This is a genomic window from Bradyrhizobium sp. Mp19 (assembly GCF_029952935.1).
GTDB lineage: Bacteria > Pseudomonadota > Alphaproteobacteria > Rhizobiales > Xanthobacteraceae > Bradyrhizobium > Bradyrhizobium elkanii.
Map to the genome: position 1 here is coordinate 54,433 of NZ_JASAUT010000009.1, position 23,219 is coordinate 77,651.

The window sequence follows — 23,219 nt, forward strand, 5'->3', positions numbered from 1 at the left end:
GGTGGATCCTATGCAGGCGGATATCGACTTCTCTCACTATCTGAAGACCACGGGCGTCGGGCTCATCCATCTCGATCTCGCAGTCGAAGGCATCAATTGCGCGGGCTGCATGGCCAAGATCGAGCGCAATTTGTCAACCATACCGGACGTCACCTCGGCCCGCGTGAACCTGACGAACAGTCGCCTTGCACTGGAATGGAAGGCGGGTGCTCTTGACCCGGCGCTGTTCGTAAGCCGTCTCGCGGAGCTCGGCTACAAGGCCTATCCCTTCGAGCGGAATGATGCCGAAATCCAGGAAGCCCGGCGTGCGCAAGCCCTGTTGCGCCGATTGGGTGTCGCCGCCTTTGCGGCGATGAACGTCATGATGCTGTCGGTCCCGGTATGGTTCGGCAACGTCTCCGACATGCTGCCGGAGCAGCGCGACTTCTTCCACTGGCTGTCGGCGCTGATCGTGCTGCCGGCGGCCGCTTACTCGGCGCAGCCCTTCTTCTCGTCGGCGTTGTCAGCGCTGCGGGCGCGCGGCGTCAACATGGACGTGCCGATCAGCATCGGCATCGTGCTCGCGCTGGCGACCTCGGTGATCGAGACCGTAAACCACGCCGAACATGCCTATTTCGATGCCGCGATCATGCTGATCGCGTTTCTGCTTGCCGGTCGTTATCTCGACCAGAACATGCGGCGGCGCACTCGCGCCTTTGCCGGCAACCTGGCTGCCCTCAAGGCGGAGACGGCGACGAAGTTCGTCGGTCCGACCGAGATCAAAACAGTCCCGGCAGCCGCGATCCGCCCCGGCGACATCGTTCTGCTGCGGCCCGGAGAGCGCTGCGCGGTCGATGGCAATGTGATCGAGGGCCGCTCGGAGGTCGATCAGAGCCTGATCACGGGCGAAACCTTACCGGCGATAGCCACGCCCGGCACCGCGGTGTTCGCCGGCACTCTGGTCCGTTCAGGCACATTGCGCATCCGCGCGTCCGCGGCTTCGGGCGGCACGTTGCTCGACGAAATATCCCGGCTGCTCGATCACGCGCTGCAGGCGCGCTCGCGCTACCTTCGCCTGGCGGAGCGGGCATCGCGGCTCTATGCCCCCATTGTCCACGCGACCGCATTTCTCGCGATGCTCGGCTGGTTGGCCTATGGCGCGAGTTTTCACGATTCGATCGTGACCGCGATTGCGGTCCTGATCATCACCTGTCCCTGCGCGCTGGGGCTTGCCGTTCCGGCCGTGCAGACCGTTGCATCCGGTGCGCTGTTCAGTTCAGGTGTGCTGCTCAACGCTGGCGATGCGATCGAGCGTATCGCTGAGATCGATCGGGTGATCTTCGACAAGACAGGGACGTTGACGCTGCCCGAGCTTGATGTCGCCAATCTCGCGGACATTCCAGACGATGTCTTGAAGATTGCAGGCCGGCTGGCACTCTCGAGCCGTCATCCGGTCGCTGCCGCCGTTGCGCGCAGGGCGGGCGTCGCCTCACCGTTGCCCGACATCCAGGAAGAACCAGGCCAGGGCGTGCACGGCTTTCATGAGGGGCGTCCGATCCGACTGGGCCGCCCGTCATTCTGTGGCGCGGACAACTTGGCCAACGAGATTCTGTGCCGCGATCCGGAGGCTTCCGTCGTCGCATTCAGCCACGGCGAGAGCAAATATGCCTTCGCAGTCCGGCAGAGGCTACGGCCGGACGCGGCCGAGGTGGTGGCAGGGCTGGCGCGCATGGGCATCGCCGTCGAGATCGTGTCCGGGGATCGCGAACCTGCGGTCCGGCTGACGGCCGAAGTGCTCGGCGTGCATGAATGGCGCGCCGAGGTGTCTCCGGTCGACAAGATCGACCGGATCGACGAGCTGGCGCGCCAGGGCTGCAAAGTTCTGATGGTCGGCGATGGCCTGAACGATGCGCCGGCTCTTGCTGCGGCACACGCTTCGATGTCGCCCGTTACGGCCACGCACATGAGTCAAGCGATCGCCGATGCGGTCTTTCTTGGCGAGCGTCTTGCGCCGGTGCTGGCAGCGGTCAAGGTGTCGCGCCAGGCGCTGCGGCTGATGCGGCAAAATCTCTGGCTTGCTGTCGTCTACAACGTGCTGGCGGTACCGATCGCGATCGCCGGCCTAGTCACGCCGCTGATCGCCGCCGCGGCCATGTCAGGCTCTTCAGTGATCGTGATGTTCAATGCACTGCGAGCACGAACGAGGGAAGCGGCCTGATGGAAGTTCTGGTCATTCTGGTCCCGTTAGCGCTCGCGCTTGGCTTTGCCGGGCTGCTCGGCTTTCTCTGGTCACTCAAGAGTGGACAGTATGACGACCTCGATGGCGCAGCCTGGCGTGCCATCACCGACGATGAGCCCGTCAGTGGTCAAGGCCGGTCCAAGTAATGAAAGTACAGCAATGAAGCCGCCGATGCGATCGTGAGCGCCGTGCAGGCGAGCGCAAGCACCAGTGTCCAGTCTGTCTGCCGCAATCGCGGTGTCCGCGACCACAGGAGCAGGACTGAGACCAGCCGGTTGATGACGCCAAACCGCGCCATCGTCAGCAGCAGCACGTCGGAAGCACGTCAGGCTGCCAATGGCGCCAGTGTGTCGCCGACACGATAACAGGCTGCATCGTGGCGGCGTCCAGCCACCCCTCGGTGTGGCGGATGCAGGGGACGCCGAGCGGCTGACGTTCGCCATCAATCATTGCAAGCTCGATCACGCAACCGAATGGCGCCGACGCGATGTCGTGCCATCCCAAAAGGGTGAGCCGGCGAAACCGTGATGTGAATGTGTGGCGCACGCAAGCCTCCGGTCGATGTTCCGCTTTGTCGCACGTGTAGCAGGTCACGCGATTGACGTGGCTCAAAGTCTGCGGTGCGGACGGCGAGGGGGCCGTTGACGCAGCACAATCCACCAAGCGGGAGAACTGCATATTCTTGAGGTGCCCACGGCAAAGGAAATCCGGAGCAAACGCCACGGAGCGTTACCGGCCGGGTTGACGGAGATCAACTCAAGACCCGCGGCGACGCGATTAACTCTCATCGCGCAGTATCGTGCCAGATCTCGCTGACATCCGCTGAACAAGGAAGACGTCCATGGCGACGATGCAGAGGTTAACGGGTTATCGAGGCCCAGCACTGTTCTCCTACGGCTTTCGGCCGTTCTTTCTGTTCGGCGCCATCTACGCCGGCGCAATCGTTCCATTGTGGATGGCGGTTTTCTATGGGGATGTCAGCCTTCCAACCGCGTTGGCGCCACGGGACTGGCACGTGCATGAGATGCTGTTCGGTTACGTGGGTGCGGTGATAGCAGGTTTCCTCCTGACCGCCGTTCCGAACTGGACAGGGCGCCTCCCGATCCAGGGCGGTCCGCTCGGCGCTCTGTTCGCCATCTGGCTTGCCGGAAGACTGGCCGCGACATTCTCAGGCATCATCGGCTGGCAATTCGCGCTTGCGATCGACGCTACGTTCTGGCTGTTGCTCGCCGCCGCAGCCGCCCGCGAGATCATCGCTGGACGAAAGTGGGGCAATCTGAAACTGGTCGGCATCGTATCGCTGCTTGCGGCCACCAACATCGCTTTCCATATCGAAGCACATTTCAATGGCATTGCGGACTATTCAGCGCGGGCGGGTGTTGGTCTTGTCGTTACGCTGATTTGTGTGATCGGAGGGAGGATCGTTCCGAGCTTTACACGCAACTGGCTCTCGCGCCAGAAGCCGGGCCGGCTGCCTGTTCCCTTCGGCCGCTTCGACGCGGCGGCGGTCGCTATCGGTGCGAGCGCGATGGGTGCATGGGCTGTGGTTCCTTCCGGTCGCGCGGTCGCAGGCGCCCTGGGAGTTGCTGGAGTGCTCCACGTCATCCGCCTTGCTCGCTGGGCCGGCCATCGAACGATATCGGACCGGCTGGTCCTGATCCTCCATGTTGCCTACGCGTTCGTGCCTGTCGGGTTTTTCCTGACGGCGCTATCGTCGCTAGACCTCGTCGCCCCCAGCGCGGGTATCCATGCCTGGACCGGTGGTGCGATCGGCTCAATGACGATCGCGGTGATGACACGAGCGTCGCTCGGTCATACGGGGCAGGAGCTCTCGGCATCCATGGCTACTCAAGCCGTTTACGCCTCGGTCAGCATCGCAGCGCTGGCGCGGATATGCGCGGCTGTCGATCCGACCTACTCAATCCCGCTATTAATGGTCGCTGGTGTCGAATGGACGAGTGCATTTCTCGGATTCGCGCTGATCTATGCTCCGGCCCTGTGTCGCGCACGCAGGTTCTGAGTCCACCGGCTGTAAAAAGCTCACTATGGGCGCGGAGGAGGCAGTGATGAAGAATGCGGTTGGAAGGGACTACGGTCCAGTTGCAAAGACACTGCACTGGCTGAGCGTTCTCTTCGTCGCACTCGCATGGGCCTTGGGAACGTTCGGAGAGGAATTGTCCGAGGGATCAAGGCGGGAGACCGGACTGATAGCGCATGTTTGGACCGGTCTTATCGTACTGTTGCTCGTCGCGGTGCGGATACCGTGGCGCGTTGCAAATCCGCCACCGAAGTCCAGTCCTACCGAATTCGGCAAATGGCTGATCGAATGGACGGATCCGGCAGCGCGGATCATGCACTACCTCCTTTACGTCTTGTTGGTGGCTGTACCGCTTGTTGGGATCGCATTTCTCTTCGCGCGAGGACATTCGCTCTCGCTGTTTGGCTTCTTGGAAATCCCGTCACCGTGGAGTGCCGACCGAGCGCTCGCACGGAAACTAAAGGAAGTTCACGAAGTTCTCGGCAACCTGCTCGTTATCCTGGCGCTGTTTCACATGATGGCGGCACTGCTGCATCATTGGGTTTTTGGAGACAATACGTTGAGGCGGATGCTGCTGCACTTTCGTAGTCCAAACGCGCATTGATTTCAGGGGGAGACGGACTCGAAGGCCTTTCGGGCCGTCGGAGCGGCCGGGCAATCGTTCCCCGCAAGGAACAAGGTGTACTGCACGACTTGGCGGTAGTAGTGCCGGCTGCACTCAGGGCGCGCTCAAATCGAAACTGAAGTTTCGACGTGTTCAACCTTCTTGATCGTTCTTACCGTCAATAGGCGAAGTAGCCGTGCCTGCCCGGTTGCAAGACGGATCAAAGGCTTGACTTGGTGCCGTTCCGCTTCAGCTTCTTGCTCCAGTCGTAGAATAGGCGCTCTTAAGGCAGCGAAGGTCTCTTCGGCGGCGTCGCTAAATAGCGAATCTTTGTGATCGGTTAGGTTAGGGCAGAAGCGACCTCCGCCCAATCCTGGGGTAATAGAGCCTTGAAGGCTGCCGGGAAGAAATCGCGGTAAGCTGGTATCGCATGAAAGTCCCCCCGATTGGTTCAGATTTCGACTACGCAATGATTGATGTCGCCTCCTCGCCGGTGCTGATAGTGAGAAGACGTGAGGTGGTGAGCGTGAAAGTACTAGCGGTGAAGTTGATCGCTTTCATTTCGAAATCCGTTCGTAAGTGATTGATCTTCCTTCTCTATCCGCTCTTTAGAGGCCAAGTCATTGAAATGATTGGGATTGCAATAGGACTCTTAATCAGCGGCGCGGTCCGAATCAGTTATGCAGCAAGCTTAGGAAGCTCCTGTTCAATCAATCGCAATAATCGGGTGTTGCGCCTCCCCGCAACCAAATTGGTAAAAAACCCCAGCAATCCGAATGGCTTGCTGGGGTTGTTTTTTGCGTTCTTGATTGATCCAAGCGGCCCCAATGACTTAGCTCGTAAGTTCAAATCACCCTGCAACCACACATGATGTGTTGCGGCGGATACGTCGCGGCGCGAGCTGCGCAGGCAGCACCGCGCGCTTGATCGCCTCATCATGATCGCCATTCACCACCAGGACTTTCGCCCTGATCGAGCGCAGTTGATCATCAGTCCAGTTCGGTCCGGTCTCCCACATCCTGGTGATCTGCGCGACGAGGGCGTCTTCATTCTTCGGTGTCGCGGTTTGGCGCACTCGACGCGGGTCTGCTCGATGAAGCGCGCGAACACCGATGCTTTCTCCAAGCCCTCCCGTGTCTCCGATGTGACCGTATTGGCGGCGAACGCGAAAACTTCCGACACGGCCGGAGTGGCGGAGGCGATATCGAGCCCGAGAATGGCACCGTCGCTCCAGCTTACGGCGTCGCTCTTGGCGATACGCAACATGTTGAGAACGCGATGACGTCATCGGCTATCAGATCGTACTCATAAGCTGCGCTCGCGTGGCCCAAACTCTTCGTGTGAAGTGCCGGCCTGATCGGCAATTGTCCACCGCGCAGCATTGAATTGTCGACTTCATCTCGTGTCGAATTGATTTTATCCATCATCAGTGAAGGCCCGCGAATTATTTTTCAAACTTCGCTGCCGGGCTGCGCGTCGGATGTTTGCGTGTTGCGTTCGCGCGCAGCAGCGAATTAGATCGCACTGCAACAGAAACGATGTCTGCAGAAAATAGCTAACGCGCAAACCGTTCTCCGCTCACCCGATTGGAGGATGTTCGATGCGTCAATTGCGCAGGCGTCAGCAAGAAATAAGTGCAGGTGATATCAATGAAGAACAATATGCTGGCGAGCGGAATTGCAATCGCGCTGCTGTCGACAAGCGTTGCAAATGCGGCGGATCAGCCGGTGTCCGGCGGTGCGCTCACATGGGGCGTTACCACCGAGCCATCCTGTTTCGATCCGCATCGCTCATCACAGCAGGCGGCCTTCTTCGTCGCGCGCAACTATATTGACTCCCTGATCGCCAAGAAGACGGATGGGACGTTTGCATCCTGGCTCGCGACGGAGTGGTCGATCTCTGCGGACGGCAAGGAATATACCTACAAGCTGCGCGAGGATGTCGTCTTCCATGACGGCGAGAAGTTCGACGCTGCTGCGGTCAAGGCAAATTTCGACTTCATCCACAAGCCCGAGAACGCGGTGACGGCCGTCTCCCTGCTGACGAACTTCGATCACGCGGAAGTGGTCTCGCCACATGTCGTAAAGCTCGTGCTGTCGAAGCCGGACTCGAGCTTCCTGGAATCGACGTCGAATGTGAAGCTGGGTCTGATCTCGCCGAAGTCGCTCGAGAAGGGTGATCTCTGCGGTGGCGGGCGGGCGCTCGCCGGCACCGGCCCGTTTATCTTCGAAGGTTACACGCGTGGTCAGTCTGCGGTCTTCGCTCGCAATCCTGCGTACAAATGGGCACCAGGCAATGCCGCGCATAGCGGCCCGGCCTATCTGGATCGTGTGACCTTCCGCTTTCTGCCCGAATATGCCGTGCGCACCGGCGCCCTGACGTCCGGTCAGGTCGACTTGATCGAAGGCGTGCAGCCGACCGACGCTCCGCTGTTCGCCGAGCAGCCGGGGTTCAAGCTGCTAACGGGGCCGTCCGGCGCAAGCACGTCCTTCACGTTCAACATCAACTATACGCGTCCGCCGGCCGATGATGTTCGCGTGCGTCGCGCGTTGCGTGACGGCTTCGATCTCGAGCCGATCGTCAAGCAAGTCTATCTGGGAACGGTGCCTCGCGCCTGGTCGATCATCGGGCCTGCCAATCCTGCGTACAACAAGGCGCTCGTTGGATCCTGGGGTAATGACATTGCGGGGGCTAACAAGCTGCTTGATGAAGCCGGCTGGACCGGTCGCGACTCCGAGGGCTTTCGAACCAAAGACGGCAAGCGGTTGTCGATCGAGGTCGGCTATCCTCAACCTTATGTGCGGGACAATCGCGATATCCTGATCCAAGGTGTTCAAGCTGCTCTGCGCAAGAATGTTGGTCTGGATCTGAATTTGCGGCTCATCACCGCCGGCGAATACGCCAAGAACAATGCCAACGGCACCTGGACGATCTACCCGAACACCGACAATCCATCGGACCCAGCGCGCGAACTGTGGGATATGCTGGGCTCGAAGGGCTTCCTGTACGCTAACATTCCCAATCCGGATCCGGAGATCACTGGCCAGATCGATGAGGCGCTGCAATCGACCGATTCGGTGCGCAAGCGGGAGCTGACAGACGCGGTGCAGAAGCGCGGTGTCGATCAGGCCTTCATCGTGCCGCTGTTTGCGCCAAGCTGGTTCCTGGCGGCCAAGAGCAACGTCAATGGCCTGAGCTTCGAGGCGGGCCTCGACTCGCCGTCCAGCGCCTACGACTTCTGGATCGCAAAGAAGTAGGGCAGCCGGATGTGGTCCCGTATCATCTCCAGGCTGTTCACCAGCCTGGTGGTCGCCTGGGCGAGCGTGACCGTGACGTTCGTCGCGTTGCACGCGCTGCCGGGCAGCATTCAGGACATCCTTGCCGGTGACCTCGAATATCCCGGCTTGCGTGAGGCGATCGCCGCCGAATGGGGACTGAATCGCAGCCTGCCGGAACAATATCTTGATTTCCTGTTTCGCATCTTTCGCGGCGATTTCGGCACGTCATACGTGCTGCGTCAGCCCGTCATCGAAGTCGTCGGATCGCAGTTGCTGCCGACGGTCGAGCTTGCCCTGACCGCGGGTGTGCTTGCGATCGTGATTGCCGGGGCCATCGCGCTCCTTACGGCAGGGCGAGGCCGTCTCTCGCGCGAGGTTGCTTCGTTCGTCGAGCTCGTGTTCGCGTCGACGCCGGTGTTCTGGCTCGGCATCCTGCTCCTGATGGCGTTCTCCTTCAATCTGCGTTGGTTTCCAGTATCAGGCGCAGATGGCTGGAAGTCGCTCGTCCTGCCGTCGATCACCCTGGCGCTGCCGACCGCGGGCCTCCTGACGCAGGTCCTGCGCGAGGCCATGGAGAAGACCCTCGATCAGCCGTTCGTGACGACGGTGCGGTCACGGGGTGTCGGTGAATTCATGATTCGATGGCGGCACGTGCTCCGCCATGCCTTGCTGCCGGCAGTGACCCTCGGCGGCTGGCTGATCGGCGGCTTGCTCGGCGGTGCGGTGATTACCGAGAAGGTATTCGGTCGGCCTGGACTCGGCACCGTGACGCTTGGCGCCGTGCTCACCCATGACGTGCCGGTGGTGCTGACCGTTGTGCTGCTGGCTGCTTTCATGCACGTCGCTGCCTCGACGCTGCTGGACATTCTCTATGTGCTGATCGATCCGAGATTGAGAGCTCAATGACCGCACCGTCGCACCGTTCATTCGAGCAGGCCGTCGCCCTGGAGCGGCCGGAAGATGTGGTCGGCTTCGAGACGCTGCCTGCAACTCCCGTGGTCGGCATTCGCCGCCGACCGCCGCTTGGCTTCGTTGTGGCGCTGGCATTTGTGGCGCTTCTGATCATCGCGGCGGCAGTGCCGTCGCTGTTCACACATTTCGACCCGCTCGTCGGCGATTTCACCGAGGGGTTGAAGCCGCCGGGCTGGGCCCATCTGTTTGGAACAGATCGCCTCGGCCGCGACGTCTTCGCGCGGACGGTCTATGGCACGCGCTACTCGCTTCTCATTGGCTTTGGCGGCGTCGCCGTCGGGCTCGGTTTCGGCGTCGTTCTCGGCATCATCGCCGGTCAGCGCAATCGGATCCTTGATGAAGCAGTGTCGCGTCTCTTCGACATGCTGTCATCCTTTCCCGGCGTGCTGCTCGCCATGCTGATCGTCACCTTTCTCGGGCAGGGCATGCTCAACATCGCGATCGCGGTCGGCATCGCAGGCATTCCGAAATTCGGTCGCGTGGTTCGGGCGCAGACCCAATTGGTGCGCGACGCCGATTACGTGACACAGGCCGCCATCTACGGTTTGAGCCGGTGGCAGGTCTTCGTCCGGCACGTCCTGCCCAATGTGCTCGTCGCGATCCCGATCATCGCGACCGTCTATGTCGGCAGCACCATCCTGATCGTGTCGGGCCTGAGCTTTCTCGGCCTCGGTCCGCAACCGCCGACCCCGGAGTGGGGCGTCATGCTGGCGGAGAGCCGGGATGTCCTGCGTGTCGCGTGGTGGCCGGGGGTATTTCCGGGGCTTGCGATCACCGCGACGGTGATCGCCTTCAGCATCGTCGGCAATTTCCTGCAGAAGACGTTCGAGGGGCGCGTGGCATGAGCGGCAGCCAACCGAACGCTCCGTTGGTCGACGTGCAGAGGCTGAGCGTGGGCTTTGCCGGGGCGAGCGGCGGCAGATCGATCGTGGTCGACGTGGATCTGACGATCCGCCCCGGCGAATGCGTTGCGCTGGTCGGTGAGTCCGGATCTGGCAAGAGCGTGACCGCGCGCAGCCTGCTGAACCTCGCCGGAGAGGGCGCTATCGCGCGCGCGCAGCGCTTCGAGATCAAGGGACGCGATGTCCGCGGCTTCAGCGAAGCCGACTGGCGGAAGCTGCGCGGCACGGTGACGGGTCTCGTCATGCAGGATGCGCTGGTGTCGCTCGATCCGCTGCGCACCATCGGCCAGGAGGTCGCCGAGGTGATCTCGAGCCACGGAATTCTTACCGATCCGGGGGCGATCCGGGAGCGGACGCTGGACACGTTGCGCAAGGTCGGCATCCCCAACCCGGCCGATCGCGTTTTCCAGTATGCGCACCAGCTGTCGGGTGGACTGCGCCAGCGCGCGCTGATTGCTTCGGCGATCGCCGCCGATCCCGATCTGATCATCGCGGACGAGCCGACTACGTCGCTCGATGTCACCGTGCAGGCGCAGGTATTGCAGGTCCTGGCCGAGAGGATCCGCGAGGGCGCAGGGCTGTTGCTGATCAGCCATGACCTCGCTGTCGTCGCCGGTATCGCCGACCGGGTCGTCGTGATGCGCGATGGCAGGATCGTCGACAGCGGGCCGACACGCGAGGTCCTTGCCCGGCCGCGGCACGCCTATACGCGGCAGCTGATCGCTGCTGTTCCATCGCTCCGCTCGCGAGGCGCACGGCTTGCCTCCGCTCGATTTGAGCTCGCAGCGACGGGCGCGGGAGACGGAGGCGCCGTCAATATCGTGCGAGAGCCATTGCCGTCGCGCCGCGCCGTCGGGGATGTGGTTCTCGAGGTCGAGAAAATCTCAAAGAGCTTTACTTCGCCGAAGGCAAGCGGACGGGGCCGGACAGTGGTGTTGCAGGACATCAGCTTCGATGTCAGGGCCGGCGAAGTCGTGGGCATCGTGGGCGAGTCCGGCTCGGGCAAATCGACCTGCGCCAAGGTCATCCTCGGCTTGCTGCCGCCCGACGAGGGCGAGGTGCGGTTGCTCGGCGGGCCCTGGTCGGCCGTTTCCGAAGCGGGGCGGCGGCCGCTTCGCCGCAAGCTTCAGTATATTCCGCAGGATGCGCTCAGCAGCTTCGATCCCAGGTATCGCGTCCAGGACATCATCGGCGAGAATCTCGTGGACGGGCCGGGACGCAACGCGCGCCGTGAACGCATCGTGTCCCTGCTGGAGCTCGTTGGCTTGGGTGCAGCGTATCTCGACCGCCGGCCGAGGTCGTTGTCGGGCGGACAGCGTCAGCGGGTTTCCATTGCGAGGGCACTGGCGGCGGAGCCCGCCTTGATCGTCTGCGATGAACCGGTGTCAGCGCTCGATATCTGCATCCAGGCCCAGGTGCTGGATTTGCTGGCGGAATTGCAGTCGAGACTTGGCACGGCGCTGATCTTCATCTCGCATGATCTCGGCGTGATCGAGCATCTGGCCGACCGGGTGCTCGTATTTCACAACGGCCGCATGGTGGAGCAGGGGAGCGTCGAGGCGGTCCTCCGACATCCGCAGCAGGCATATACCCAATCCCTGCTGGCGTCCGTTCCGGACATCCAGCGCGGATTGACAACGAGGTTGCAGGCGCAGGGCCCGATTGCCCCAAGCCTTGGGTGAGGTGCGCGGAAGGCGCGCCGGGAGGACGATGATGACGCAAATCGATCAAGCCTGGGGCAGCGGTCCGTCGGCACGCTATGAGGATCTTGCGGCGCCGTTTCGGCCGCTGTTCCGCTCGATCCGGGATACGGCTGTCGCGCGCGATCTCGAGCGCCGCCTGCCCTATGACGAAATCAAGGCGCTGCGCGCGGCCGGCTTCACGACCGTGCGTGTCCCCGAGCAGTTTGGCGGCCCTGGCGCTACGCTGCCGGAGCTTTTCAACCTCTTGATCGAGCTGTCGGAGGCCGATTCGAACGTCACCAATTCGCTTCGTTCGCACTTCGGCTTCACCGAGGACGTGCTCAACTCGCCCGATCCGAAGCGTCGCGAGCTTTGGCTGCGGCGGATCGGCGAGAAGACCCTGTTCGGCAACGGGCACAGCGAGGTCGGCGACAACAAGTTGCAGGCGTTTTCGACGACGGTTTCGAACAAGGACGGGCAGTTGGTGCTGAACGGCCGAAAGTACTACACGACAGGCACGCTGTTCGCCGACTGGATCAATATCGCGGCTCAGCACGAGAGTGGCGATCCGGTGGGCGTCGTCGTATCCCGCCATTCGTCTGGGGTCGAGGTGCTCGACGACTGGGATGGTTTTGGCCAGGCGCTCACGGCGAGCGGAACGACGATTTTCAAGGATGTTCCGGTCGAGGGAAACCAGGTCATTCCTGTGACCGAGCGGTTCAAATACTCCAATGCGTTCTACCAGCTCGTGCATCTTGCGACGCTGGCCGGGATCGGCCGCGCCGCGACCAACGACGTTGCGCGCCTGGTCAAGCAGCGCACGCGGGTGTTCAGTCATGGCAATGCGAGCAGTGTCGCATCCGATCCGCAGATTCTCCAGGTCGTCGGCCGCGTGCGCGGAAACGCCTACGCCGCGGGTGCGATCGTGCTCAAGGTCGCCGAGGCGCTGCAGCGCGCGCATGAGGCGCAGCTGTCCCGCGACGAGGAGCGAACCGCAGGCGCGGTTGCCATCGCCGAGATCGAGCTTGATCAGGCCGTCACGGTTGTTTCCACCCTCATTCTCGAAGCGACAACGATCTTCTTCGATGCGCTCGGCGCATCATCCGCGGCGCGCAACCTCGCGCTCGATCGCTATTGGCGAAATGCCAGAACCATCGCCAACCATAATCCGCGGGTCTATCGCGACCGTATCGTCGGCGATTTTGCCGTGAACGGAACGCTTCCGCCCGGTCAGTACCGGATCGGGACGCCGTGAAATAGCGAGGGCGTTCCGGCTTGTCGAAGACGTCGCCGTCTCTCCGACAGTTTTGCTTTCTTCACGTCGTACCGTGGAAGGAACGTGTTGCTAGCCCGATATCGGGGCAGCATTCATCGCTTTTCTCGCCGCTCGATTGATAACCGCATGGCGTGTGTTCACTATGCGCGCGTCGGAGCGCGCTTAAGGCGGGGCCAGCGGTGAGGCTCGAGGTCTCTCGGCGCAGGCGAGAGGGATTTGATCGATGGCATTACCTCTACGATTTGGCGTGTGGGCGCTGACGCATGGCGCGTGGGCGTCGCGGCATCATCCGCTCGACCCTCCCGATGCGTCTTGGGGACGCGTCCGCCGCCAGATTCTCAAGCTCGAGGAGCTCGGTTATGAATCGACACTGCTTGCCCAGCACATCATCCATCCGAGCGGCGACGATCAGGATCTGCTCGAGAACTGGACCGGAGCGGCGGCGCTTGCCGCGCTGACCAGCCGGATCGAGCTGATCGCGGCGATCAAGCCCTTGCTGGTGCACCCCGTGGTGCTGGCCAAGATGGCGCTCCAGATCGAGAATATCAGCGAGGGCCGGTTCGGCATCAATCTCGTCAACGCCTGGTATCGTCCCGAGTTGGAACGCTCGGGCATCGGCTTTCCGGCCCATGACGATCGCTATGCCTTTGGACGGGAGTGGGTCGAGATCGTCGAGCGGCTGACATCGGGCCAACGGGTCGATTTTCACGGACACCATTTCAACATCGACGGCTATCAGCTTCGGCCTCGCGACCAGTTCCGGCCACGTCCGGCGATCTACCTCGGCGGCGAGTCGGAGGCGGCGCGCGCGCTGGCGGCCGACGCTGCTGACGTCTACTTCATCAACGGGCAACCGCTTGAGGATGTCCGGGCGCTGATCCAGGACGTCGCCCGCAGACCCCGGCGCGGGCCGCCGATCCGGTTCGGAATGTCCGCGTTCGTGGTCGCGCGCGAAACCGGGGTTGAAGCCGATGCCGAGTTGGCACAGCTGTTTGCGATCTCGGAGCAGGACAAGCCAACACGTGCCCGGCTGGTCGCCAATGCCGACCCGGACGCGCAAATGTTCAAGACCGCTGCGAAGGAGGCAAGGGTGGGGACCAATGGCGGGACCTCGGCGCGCCTGGTCGGAAGCTACGACACGGTCGCGCAGCGCATCCTGGAGTTCAATGCGATCGGCGTCGAACTGTTCATGCTGCAGTTTCAGCCGGTCGAGGAGAACATCGAGCGCTTTGCCGAGCACGTGATCCCGCGCGTGCGGCGCTTGCAGGCCAGAGCCGCCTAGGTGTCGCATCGACGGTCTGAGCGACTTTCACCGACGCGGTGGGCCAACCGCTCACCATCAGATTGTGCCAGTCGAAACATTTCATTGCCTCGCTCTCGGCCGGCAGCAATCGTCCACGACCGCCATGCAATTTGCCATGGACACGAATTGGTCGCGACCATTACGTTTTGAAGACATCATTGCTGCACGCGGAGACGCGACCGCGACATTGATGTGCGAGCGTCCACACCAAGATTTTCGAAGGTTGTCCTGATGAGCTTCCGTCCGCTGCACGATCGCGTGGTGATCCGTCGAATTGAGGAGAGCAACAAGACCAAGGGAGGAATCATCATTCCCGATACCGCCAAGGAGAAGCCGCAGGAGGGAGAAATCGTCGCCGTCGGCAGCGGCGCCCGCGACGAGACCGGCAAGCTGCTTCCGCTCGACGTGAAGAAGGGCGACCGGGTTCTGTTCGGCAAGTGGTCGGGAACCGAGGTCAAGATCAATGGAGAGGATCTGCTGATCGCCAAGGAATCCGACATTCTCGGCGTGATCGCCTAGACCCTCGCCACCAAACTCATTCCCCAACGATGTCATGCTTCGCGGTCTGGCGCGAGGCAGGGACAGTTTTGCATGAAGGACAATGTACATGGCTGCAAAGGACGTGAAATTCTCGGTCGACGCCCGCGACCGCCTGCTGCGCGGCGTGGATACGCTGGCCAATGCCGTCAAGGTGACGCTCGGCCCAAAAGGCCGCAACGTGGTCATCGAAAAGTCGTTCGGCGCGCCTCGCATCACCAAGGACGGCGTGACGGTCGCCAAGGAGATCGAGCTCGAGGACCGGTACGAGAATATCGGCGCGCAGCTGTTGCGCGAGGTCGCCTCGAAGACCAACGACCTCGCCGGCGACGGGACCACGACAGCGACTGTGTTGGCGCAGGCCATTGTCCGGGAAGGCGCAAAGGCCGTTGCGGCGAGCCTCAATCCGCTCGACCTCAAGCGCGGCATTGACCTTGCGGTCGCGGAGGCGATCAAGGATATCGAGAAGCGGGCGCGAAAGGTGCAATCCTCGGAAGAGGTCGCTCAGGTCGGCACGATCTCGGCCAATGGCGATGTCGCGGTCGGAAAGATCATCGCGAACGCGGTGAAGAAGGTCGGCAACGACGGCGTCATCACCGTCGAGGAGGCGAAGAGCCTGGATACCGAGCTCGACGTCGTGGAAGGCCTGCAGTTCGATCGCGGCTATCTATCTCCGTATTTCGTCACCAATGCCGACAAGCTGCTGGTTGAGTTCGAGGATCCCTATCTTCTGATCCACGAATCGAAGTTGAACTCCCTGCAACCGCTGCTCCCGGTGCTCGAGGCAGTCGCGCAGTCCGGCAAGCCGCTGTTGATCATCGCCGAGGACGTCGAGGGCGAGGCGCTTGCCACCCTGGTCGTCAACCGGCTTCGCGGCGGCCTCAAGGTGGCTGCGGTCAAGGCGCCCGGATTCGGCGATCGGCGGAAGGCGCAGCTCGAGGACATCGCGATCGTGACAGGCGGTCAGACGATTTCGGACGAGCTCGGCATCAAGCTCGAGAACGTGACCCTGTCGCAGCTCGGCCGCGCCAAGCGGGTGCGGATCGACAAGGAGAACACGACGGTGGTCGGCGGCTCGGGCAAGCGGAAGGATATCGACGGCCGGATCGTGCAGATCAAGGCGCAAATCGAGGAGACCACTTCGGATTATGATCGCGAGAAGCTGCAGGAGCGTCTCGCCAAGCTCTCGGGCGGTGTTGCGGTGATTCGCGTCGGCGGGGCGACCGAGATCGAGGTCAAGGAAAAGAAGGACCGTGTCGACGACGCGCTCAATGCCACCCGGGCGGCGATCGCCGAGGGCATCGTGCCGGGCGGCGGGGTCGCGCTGCTGCGGGCGAAGGCCGCTATCGGCCGGCTGAACCACGGCAATGCCGACGTGCAGGCCGGGATCAACATCGTCCTCAAGGCGCTGGAAAGTCCGATCCGGCAGATTGCCGAGAACGCCGGTGTCGAAGGCTCCATCGTGGTCGGGAAGATCCTCGAGAACAGGTCGCCGACCTTCGGCTTCAACGCGCAGACCGAGGAGTATGTCGACCTGATCGAAGCCGGCATCGTCGACCCGGCCAAGGTCGTCCGCACCGCGCTGCAGGACGCCGCCTCGGTCGCATCGCTGATCGTGACGACGGAGGCGTTGGTGGCCGAACTGCCAAAGGACAAGTCGGGAATTGCGGCTCCGGGGGCGGGGGGAGAGTTCTGAGCGGCCCAGCCGGCAGCATCGCCGGCTGATCGAGCAGAACGGACTGTCGCGAGGGACGCGATCGAATGGCGGCTTTGATCGGATGTCCCTCGCGACGGTCGCTTCGTCGTGAACGACCAGCCGTTGAACCGGCCCGAACCGAATATTGGGAGAGTGAAATGGCGTTACAAGCAAGGCCGCATCAGCCATCCAGCCTGTCGCGACGAAGGCTGTGCGCAGCGCTCGGCCTGGCCGTCACTGCGCTCGTCGGCGGAGCGATGGCTCGGGCCGATGAAAGACCGCTGCGCATTGGGCTCGCGACCAGCATATCGAACCAGGCCGCCGAGATTGCGGCGCGCGAAGCCAAGGCGCAGGGTATCAACGTCGAGCTGATCGAGTTCAACGACTGGAATACGCCGAACCGCGCGGTCGCGGAAAAGGAGATCGACGCCAACCTGTTCCAGCACGTTCCGTTCCTGGAGTTCAGCATCCGCAACGCCGGCTATGCTCTCGTGCCGGTCGCGCCCGCGTTCAGCACGCCGTTCGGGCTCTATTCCAGGAAGTACAAGTCGATCCAGGATCTGCCTGACAATGCACGGATCGCGATCTCGAGTGACGCCGTCAACACGGGACGGGCGTTGCTGCTGCTCAAGAAGGCTGGGCTGATCGAGCTCAGGCCGGGTGCCGACCACCGCGCGAAGCTGGAAGACATCGTCGCCTACCGCAAGCCGCTGAAGCTGGTGCAGCTCGAAGGTCCCCAGATTGCGCGCTCGCTCGACGATGTCGATGCCGCGGCGACGTATCCGACGTTTGCCAAACTTGCGGGGCTCGATCCGTCGTCGGGCCTGATCTTCGAGAACGACCCGATCTACGCTTTTCAGTTCGTGACCCGCCCGGAACTGAAGGACGATGAACGCCTCAAACGCTTTATAGCCGTCTACCGCGGCTCGGAGGCGGTCCACGCCAAGCTGCGTGAACTCTACGGATCGCTGGTGAGCTTTCCGGGCTCCTAGGAGGTGGCGATGATCTCGATGTCCCGACGAGCCTTCGTTGCGGGAGCCGCGGCTAGCCTTGCGGCTTCCGCGGCGCGGGCGCAGGGGGGCGCGCCGCGCGCCGGAGGTCGGCTCACCTTCGTGATTCATCCGGAGCCGACGACGCTGGTCTGCTTCAACACGACGGAGGGACCGGCCGTCCAGGCGAGCACCAAGGTTGTCGAGGGACTGCTGACCTACGACTTCGAGCTCAATCCCAGGCCCCAGCTCGCAACCGCCTGGAGCGTCAGCGAGGACGGGCTGCAATACCGCTTTGAGCTGCGGCGGAACGTCAAATGGCACGACGGCCAGCCGTTCACGGCAGCCGACGTGGCGTTTTCCATCGGCCTGTTGAAATCGGCCCATCCGCGCGGGCGCACGACATTCGCCAACCTGCTCGACGCCACTGCGCTCGATGCGCATACCGTGTTGCTGAAGTTGTCCCGGCCGGCGCCTTACCTGCTCTATGCGCTGGCGGCAGGCGAGTCGCCGATCGTTCCGCGCCACCTCTACGAAGGCAAGGGTGATCCGCTACAGAACCCGAACAATCGCGCTCCGATCGGCACGGGGCCCTTCCTGTTCAAGGAGTGGGTGCTCGGCAACTATGTCAGCTATGTCCGCAATCCAGACTACTGGGACAGCCCGAAGCCGTACCTCGATGTATTGCTGGTACGGGTGATCCCGGATGGTGCGGCGCGCGCTGTGGCATTCGAGACCGGAGAGCTCGACCTCGGCGGTTCAACGCCCGTGTCACCGCTGGACGTCGAACGCTTCCAGAAGCTGCCGCATCTCGGCCTCGAGACGCGCGGCTATGAATACTCTCCGACGCTCTATGGTCTCGAGTTCAATCTCGACCATCCGATCCTGAAGAACAACAAGGTTCGCAAGGCGATCGCCCATGCGGTCGATCCCGGCGTCATCCTGAACGTGGCCTGGTATGGGCTTGGAGAGCGTACGGTCAGCATCGTCAGCCCGACCTTGAAGCGGTTCTACAACTCCAAGGTCCCGACGTACCCCTACGATCCGAAAACTGCGGCCAGCTTGCTCGATGAAGCCGGCTTCCCCCTGAAAGGGCGCTGGCGCTTTGCGCTGACGCACGACTTCCAGCCTTTCGGCGAGAACTTCAAGCGCAGCGGCGAGGCGCTGAAGAGCGCGCTCGCCGCCGTCGGCATCGATGTCACCGTCCGCGGACAGGATTTTCCGAGCTATCTGAAGCGGGTCTATACCGATCGTGACTACGATTTCACGTTCCATCCCTTCACCAACATGTTCGATCCGACGGTCGGGCTGCAGCGGTTTTACACCAGCGACAACTTCCGCAAGGGCGTGGCGTTCACCAATGCCAGCCATTACGCCAATCCGGAAGTCGACAGATTGTTTGCCGAGATCGCCGTGGAGGCCGACGCCGGCAAACGCAAGGCGCTGATCGATCGCTTCCAGGAGATCGTCGCGGATGAGCTTCCGGTTCTTCCGCTGATGCTCAGCAAGCCCGTCACCGTCTACAACCGCCGTGTCGTCGGCCACACCGTCGACAGTGCGGGCGTTCAGGGCAATTTCGCCAATGTTTGGTTGCGCAGCTGAGCGGTATCTAGAGCATTTTCGGTTCTGATTGAATCAGAACCGAAGCTCTAGATTGTTGTTTTGACACGTTTTCTTCACGCGAACCGGTATCCACCTTCGCTCGAAAACGCTCTAGCTCGTCGCCAGATCGGCATGGTGGCACGCCACGCGCTGGCCTGACCGGCTCAAGCGCAGTTCGGGATCCTGTTGCTCGCACAGCGCAGTCGCAAGCGGGCACCGCGGCCGGAAACGGCAGCCTTTGACCGCGTTGCGAGGATCGGGCAGATCGCCCGGCAACGGCGCTGCGTAGCGGCGCCGCTTGGGATCGGGGACGGCGTCGATGAGGGCGCGGGTGTAAGGATGCAGCGGCGCTTTCCAGATCTGTTCATGGCTGCCGCTCTCGACGATGCGCCCGAGATACATCACCAGCACACGATCCGAAAGGTACCTCACCACTGAGAGGTCGTGTGAGATGAACAGAAGCGACAGCTTCAGGTCGCGCTTGATGTCGGCAAGCAGGTTCAGGATCTGGGCCTGCACGGACAGATCGAGAGCGGATACCGGCTCGTCGCAGATGATCACATCGGGGTTCAGGATCAAGGCCCGCGCAATGCCGATGCGTTGCCGCTGGCCGCCGGAAAATTCGTGCGGGTAGCGCGCGGCCGCGTTTTCCGGCAGGCCGACCCGCGAAAGGATCGCTCCGACACGCTCGCGCCGGTCGGCGCGCGAGCCGATGCCGTGGACATTGAGCGGGGCGATCAGGATGTCGCCGATGGTCTGGCGTGGATTGAGCGAGGCAAAGGGATCCTGGAACACCATCTGCAACCGGCGCCGGTAGGCGCGCATCCGTCGCTCGGGCAGCGCGGTGAGATCGGTGCCGTCGAACTTGATCCGGCCCGCCGCAGGTTCAACGAGCCTCAGGATGGACTTGCCAAGCGTCGACTTGCCACAGCCCGACTCTCCGACCAGGCCGACGGTCTCGCCCGGCGCGATGTCGAGGGACACGCCGTCGACGGCGTGCACCGCTGTTGCACCCACGTGATACGTGGTCTTGAGTTCAGAGACCGACAGATGCGTCATGCGGCAGACCGTGCGACAGATTGGCGGATTCGACGTGACAGGCGAGGCGCCGTCGTGGCGCGGCGGACCGTTCGACCGGGAAATGGTCGCGGCACAGGCTTTGCCGGGCTGGACAACGCGGTGCGAACGGGCACCCGGGTTCGGCAGCGGCCGAGGCGATACTGCCGGGAATTTCGGAGAGCCTGGCGTTCCGGTAGTGCAGATCGTCGTGCAACCGTGGCGAGGCTGCCAGCAGCCCATGTGTATATGGATGCAAGGGGCGGCCGAACAATTCGTCGGGCGGTGCTTCCTCGACCTTTCTGCCGGCATACATCACGACGACGCGGTCGGCCCATTGTCCGACCAGACCGAGGTCGTGGGTAATCAGAAGCAGCGACAGCGACAGCTCCCGCCGCAGCCGATCGAGCAGTTCGAGCATCTGCGCCTGAATGGTCACATCCAGCGCCGTCGTCGGCTCGTCCGCGATCAGGACCTTCGGCCGGCACGCGGCCGCGATGGCGATCATGACGCGCTGACGCATGCCGCCGGACAGCCGGTGCGGATAGTCGTCCAGGCAGCGCTCGGGATTTGGAATGCGGACGAGATCGAGCAGTTCGGCGGCTTCGCGGCGCGCCTGTGCTTTCGAGAGACCCCGATGCACCTGCAACACTTCGGCGATCTGCCGGCCGATCGTCAGCACCGGATTGAGCGACGTCATCGGCTCCTGGAAGATCATCGCGATGTCGCGGCCGCGGCGCCGCCGCATCTCGATCTCGGGGAGCGCCGTCAGGTCGTCATCACCGAGCCGGATCCGGCCGGTTGCGATTTGCGCGGTGCTCGGCAGCAGCCGCATCAGCGCAAGCGCCGTCAGCGATTTCCCCGAGCCGGACTCGCCGACGATGGCCAGCGTTTCCGCCGGCGCAACGCTGAAGGAGAGGTCTCGCACCGGCGTCGCGTTCGGAAAGCTGATCGTCAGGCCGCTTATGTCGAGCAGAGCGGGCATATCAGCGCTCCCGGCTGAGACGAGGGTTGAGCACGTCGGTCAGTCCGTCACCGATCAGGTTCAGCGACAGCACGGTCATGACGATGACGAGCCCGGGAAGGGCGGTCAGATACCACGCCGTCCTGATCAACTCGCGACCGGAGCCGATCATGCTGCCCCAGCTCACGGCGTTCGGATCGCCGAGGCCGAGAAAGGACAGCGCCGCCTCCATCAGGATCGCCGTCGCCACCATCACCGAAGACGTGACGATGATCGCCGGAAGCGCATTGGGCAGAATCTCGCGAACGACAATCCGGGTGTGGCCAAAGCCGAGGCTGCGGGCGGCCATGACGAACTCCTTCTCCCGCAGCACCCTGAACTCGGCCCGGACCAGCCTGGCGATGGTCGGCCAGGTGACAAGTCCGATCGCCCAGGTCACCGTCACGATCGAAGGCTGGGCGATCGCGACCAGCACGACCAGCAGGATGAAGCTCGGCACGGTCTGAAACAGCTCGATGATCCGGACCAGCAAATCGTCGACGCGGCCGCCGCGGTAGCCTGCAACAGCGCCTACGGATATGCCGACGACAAGGCCGATCGTGGTCGCGACGAAGCCGATCAGGAGCGATATTCGCGCCCCATGCATGAGATCGGCAGCGAGGTCGCGGCCCAGGGAGTCGCTTCCGAGAGGAAACGAGGAATCCTGCCCTGGCCACAGCAGCGGCCGCGCGACCATCGAGAGGGGATCGCCGGGGTAGAACACGGGGGCGAGGGCGGCTGCCGCGACGATCAGCAGCAGCAAGGCGGTCCCGGCGACAAAAGACGGATTCCGGCGTAGGCGACGGATCAGTTGTGGGCGATCATGCTCCACGATGGGCGCGATCACATGCGTGTCTGGCGCATGAAGGTTCGGCCATTCGGGTTGATGTGGCAAGGCGCGTGGCTTGTCGTCGGCCGAACGTCCGGTTGCGGGAGCAGAGTCCAGGGTGGCGTCAGTCATGATGGCTAGCGGGTTTCGATGCGAGGGTCGAGCCAGGCCTGCACGAGATCGACCGCCACATTGGCGACGATCACGAGCAACGAAGAAAGCAGGAGGATTCCGAGCAGCACGCTGAAGTCGCGGCTCATGACCGCTTCAAAGGCGAGGCGGCCGAGACCGGGCCAGCTGTAGACGGTCTCGACCACCACGGCACCACCGAGCAGCCCTCCGAAATGCATGCCGGCCACGGTCGTGACGGGCAACAGAGCGTTGCGCAGGACATGACGCACCGTGATCGCCAGCGGGGAGAGCCCCTTCGCCGCCGCCGTCCGTACATAGTCCTGAGCCTGGGCCTCGAGCATGGCAGCGCGTGCCAGCCGGGAATAGATCGCGATGTAGAACAGCGCCAGCGACAGAGCGGGCAGCACCATGTAGCGGGCACGATCGATCAGGAGGTCGAAGCCGCTGATGTTCGCGCCGATCGTCGCCGCGCCGCCGCTCGGCAACCACCCCAGCTTGACCGAGAACAGCAGGATCAGCATCAGGCCGATCCAGAAGCCGGGGACCGAGTAGAACAGCGTCACCACGATCGAGATCAGCCGGTCGGGCCATCGCCCGGCAAAGGTCGCCATCACGATGCCGAGCGCGATACCGCCGGCGAGCGCGATGACGAGGGCGGTGGCCATCAAGGCCACGGTGCCGGGCAGACGCTGGCCGATGATGTCGGCGACGGGCAGGTTGTAGCGCGGCGAAAACCCAAGGCTGAAATGCGCAAGATTGTCGAGATAGGCGACGAGCTGCAGCAGAAGCGGCTGATCGAGGCCGAAGCGCGCCCGCAACGCCGCGATGGTCTCGACCGTTGCGGATCCCGATTCTCCCGCCAGCACATCGGCGGCATCGCCCGGCGCAAGCTGGAGCAGAAAAAAATTGATGATGATGATTCCGATCACCGTCGGGATCGCCTGCCAGATCGTACGACGAAAAGTCTTCGCGATGCGCTGGATGCTCGACATGTTTGTTCTAACTTCCGTGGCGTGGCAAAAATGCAGTTATCCGCGCCGCGCTCCTGCTTGCGCGCGGGCACGGCGATCGTGCAGCTCCGATGACGAGGCTCGGTTGACAA

At 62.8% G+C, this 23,219-nt stretch carries 19 protein-coding genes; 14 read left to right on the plus strand and 5 right to left on the minus strand.

Annotation, left to right across the window (positions count from 1 at the left end; genetic code table 11):
• Positions 1-10: 10 nt before the first annotated feature.
• The 4 genes from QJT82_RS13875 to QJT82_RS13890 all read left to right on the plus strand — a co-directional run bounded on the left by QJT82_RS13875 (position 11) and on the right by QJT82_RS13890 (position 4,860).
• On the plus strand, positions 11-2,197 hold the full coding sequence (locus QJT82_RS13875) for a heavy metal translocating P-type ATPase (protein WP_028340001.1): 2,187 nt from the start codon (positions 11-13) through the stop codon (positions 2,195-2,197).
• Complete coding sequence (gene ccoS / locus QJT82_RS13880) at positions 2,197-2,364, plus strand: cbb3-type cytochrome oxidase assembly protein CcoS (protein ID WP_028340002.1); 168 nt, start codon at positions 2,197-2,199, stop codon at positions 2,362-2,364. Before QJT82_RS13875 ends, ccoS begins: the two co-directional genes overlap by 1 nt.
• A gap of 695 nt (positions 2,365-3,059) precedes the next feature.
• A complete protein-coding gene (locus QJT82_RS13885; protein WP_028340003.1) occupies positions 3,060-4,238 on the plus strand; it encodes an NnrS family protein in 1,179 nt (392 codons plus the stop codon).
• Positions 4,239-4,263: 25 nt separating this feature from the next.
• Positions 4,264-4,860, plus strand: coding sequence for a cytochrome b (locus QJT82_RS13890; RefSeq protein WP_028340004.1), 597 nt, complete (start codon positions 4,264-4,266; stop codon positions 4,858-4,860).
• Positions 4,861-5,710: 850 nt separating this feature from the next.
• On the opposite strand, the gene QJT82_RS13895 is transcribed toward QJT82_RS13890, so the two are convergent.
• Positions 5,711-5,935: a hypothetical protein gene (locus QJT82_RS13895; protein WP_028340005.1), complete on the minus strand. Its 225-nt coding sequence runs from the start codon at positions 5,933-5,935 to the stop codon at positions 5,711-5,713.
• 574 nt (positions 5,936-6,509) lie between these two features.
• On the opposite strand from QJT82_RS13895, the gene QJT82_RS13900 reads away from it, so the two are divergent.
• The 10 genes from QJT82_RS13900 to QJT82_RS13945 all read left to right on the plus strand — a co-directional run bounded on the left by QJT82_RS13900 (position 6,510) and on the right by QJT82_RS13945 (position 19,097).
• Complete coding sequence (locus QJT82_RS13900; RefSeq protein ID WP_051447807.1) at positions 6,510-8,117, plus strand: ABC transporter substrate-binding protein; 1,608 nt, start codon at positions 6,510-6,512, stop codon at positions 8,115-8,117.
• Positions 8,118-8,126: 9 nt separating this feature from the next.
• A complete protein-coding gene (locus tag QJT82_RS13905; RefSeq protein WP_028340007.1) occupies positions 8,127-9,044 on the plus strand; it encodes an ABC transporter permease in 918 nt (305 codons plus the stop codon).
• Entirely contained in the window at positions 9,041-9,955 is a 915-nt protein-coding gene (locus QJT82_RS13910) for an ABC transporter permease (RefSeq protein ID WP_080686700.1), read from the plus strand. Before QJT82_RS13905 ends, QJT82_RS13910 begins: the two co-directional genes overlap by 4 nt.
• A complete protein-coding gene (locus tag QJT82_RS13915; protein ID WP_035631264.1) occupies positions 9,952-11,694 on the plus strand; it encodes an ABC transporter ATP-binding protein in 1,743 nt (580 codons plus the stop codon). The genes QJT82_RS13910 and QJT82_RS13915 overlap by 4 nt, the downstream gene beginning before the upstream one ends.
• A gap of 31 nt (positions 11,695-11,725) precedes the next feature.
• Positions 11,726-12,949, plus strand: a complete 1,224-nt coding sequence (locus tag QJT82_RS13920; RefSeq protein WP_028340009.1) for an acyl-CoA dehydrogenase family protein — start codon at positions 11,726-11,728, stop codon at positions 12,947-12,949.
• A gap of 244 nt (positions 12,950-13,193) precedes the next feature.
• Positions 13,194-14,252, plus strand: a complete 1,059-nt coding sequence (locus tag QJT82_RS13925) for an LLM class flavin-dependent oxidoreductase (protein ID WP_028340010.1) — start codon at positions 13,194-13,196, stop codon at positions 14,250-14,252.
• A 252-nt stretch (positions 14,253-14,504) separates the two neighbouring features.
• Positions 14,505-14,792 carry a co-chaperone GroES gene (gene groES, locus QJT82_RS13930; RefSeq protein WP_028340011.1) on the plus strand — a complete coding sequence of 96 codons (288 nt, stop codon included), beginning with the start codon at positions 14,505-14,507 and terminating at the stop codon, positions 14,790-14,792.
• Between the two features lie 88 nt (positions 14,793-14,880).
• Positions 14,881-16,506 (plus strand): chaperonin GroEL, encoded by a 1,626-nt coding sequence (groL, locus tag QJT82_RS13935; protein ID WP_028340012.1) that lies wholly within the window; start codon positions 14,881-14,883, stop codon positions 16,504-16,506.
• A 158-nt stretch (positions 16,507-16,664) separates the two neighbouring features.
• Complete coding sequence (locus QJT82_RS13940; RefSeq protein ID WP_028340013.1) at positions 16,665-17,498, plus strand: MetQ/NlpA family ABC transporter substrate-binding protein; 834 nt, start codon at positions 16,665-16,667, stop codon at positions 17,496-17,498.
• A 9-nt stretch (positions 17,499-17,507) separates the two neighbouring features.
• Positions 17,508-19,097, plus strand: a complete 1,590-nt coding sequence (locus QJT82_RS13945) for an ABC transporter substrate-binding protein (RefSeq protein ID WP_028340014.1) — start codon at positions 17,508-17,510, stop codon at positions 19,095-19,097.
• A 111-nt stretch (positions 19,098-19,208) separates the two neighbouring features.
• Here QJT82_RS13945 and QJT82_RS13950 read toward each other — a convergent pair whose 3' ends face one another.
• The 4 genes from QJT82_RS13950 to QJT82_RS13965 are packed head-to-tail and all read right to left on the minus strand — an operon-like array spanning position 19,209 to position 23,109.
• The gene (locus QJT82_RS13950; RefSeq protein ID WP_028340015.1) at positions 19,209-20,156 is read right to left on the minus strand and encodes an oligopeptide/dipeptide ABC transporter ATP-binding protein; all 948 of its coding nucleotides are present in this window, start codon (positions 20,154-20,156) and stop codon (positions 19,209-19,211) included.
• Positions 20,134-21,138, minus strand: coding sequence for an ABC transporter ATP-binding protein (locus QJT82_RS13955; protein WP_028340016.1), 1,005 nt, complete (start codon positions 21,136-21,138; stop codon positions 20,134-20,136). The genes QJT82_RS13950 and QJT82_RS13955 overlap by 23 nt, the downstream gene beginning before the upstream one ends.
• Position 21,139: 1 nt before the next feature.
• Positions 21,140-22,117 (minus strand): ABC transporter permease, encoded by a 978-nt coding sequence (locus tag QJT82_RS13960; RefSeq protein WP_028340017.1) that lies wholly within the window; start codon positions 22,115-22,117, stop codon positions 21,140-21,142.
• A gap of 5 nt (positions 22,118-22,122) precedes the next feature.
• Positions 22,123-23,109 (minus strand): ABC transporter permease, encoded by a 987-nt coding sequence (locus tag QJT82_RS13965; RefSeq protein WP_028340018.1) that lies wholly within the window; start codon positions 23,107-23,109, stop codon positions 22,123-22,125.
• Positions 23,110-23,219 lie beyond the last annotated feature (110 nt).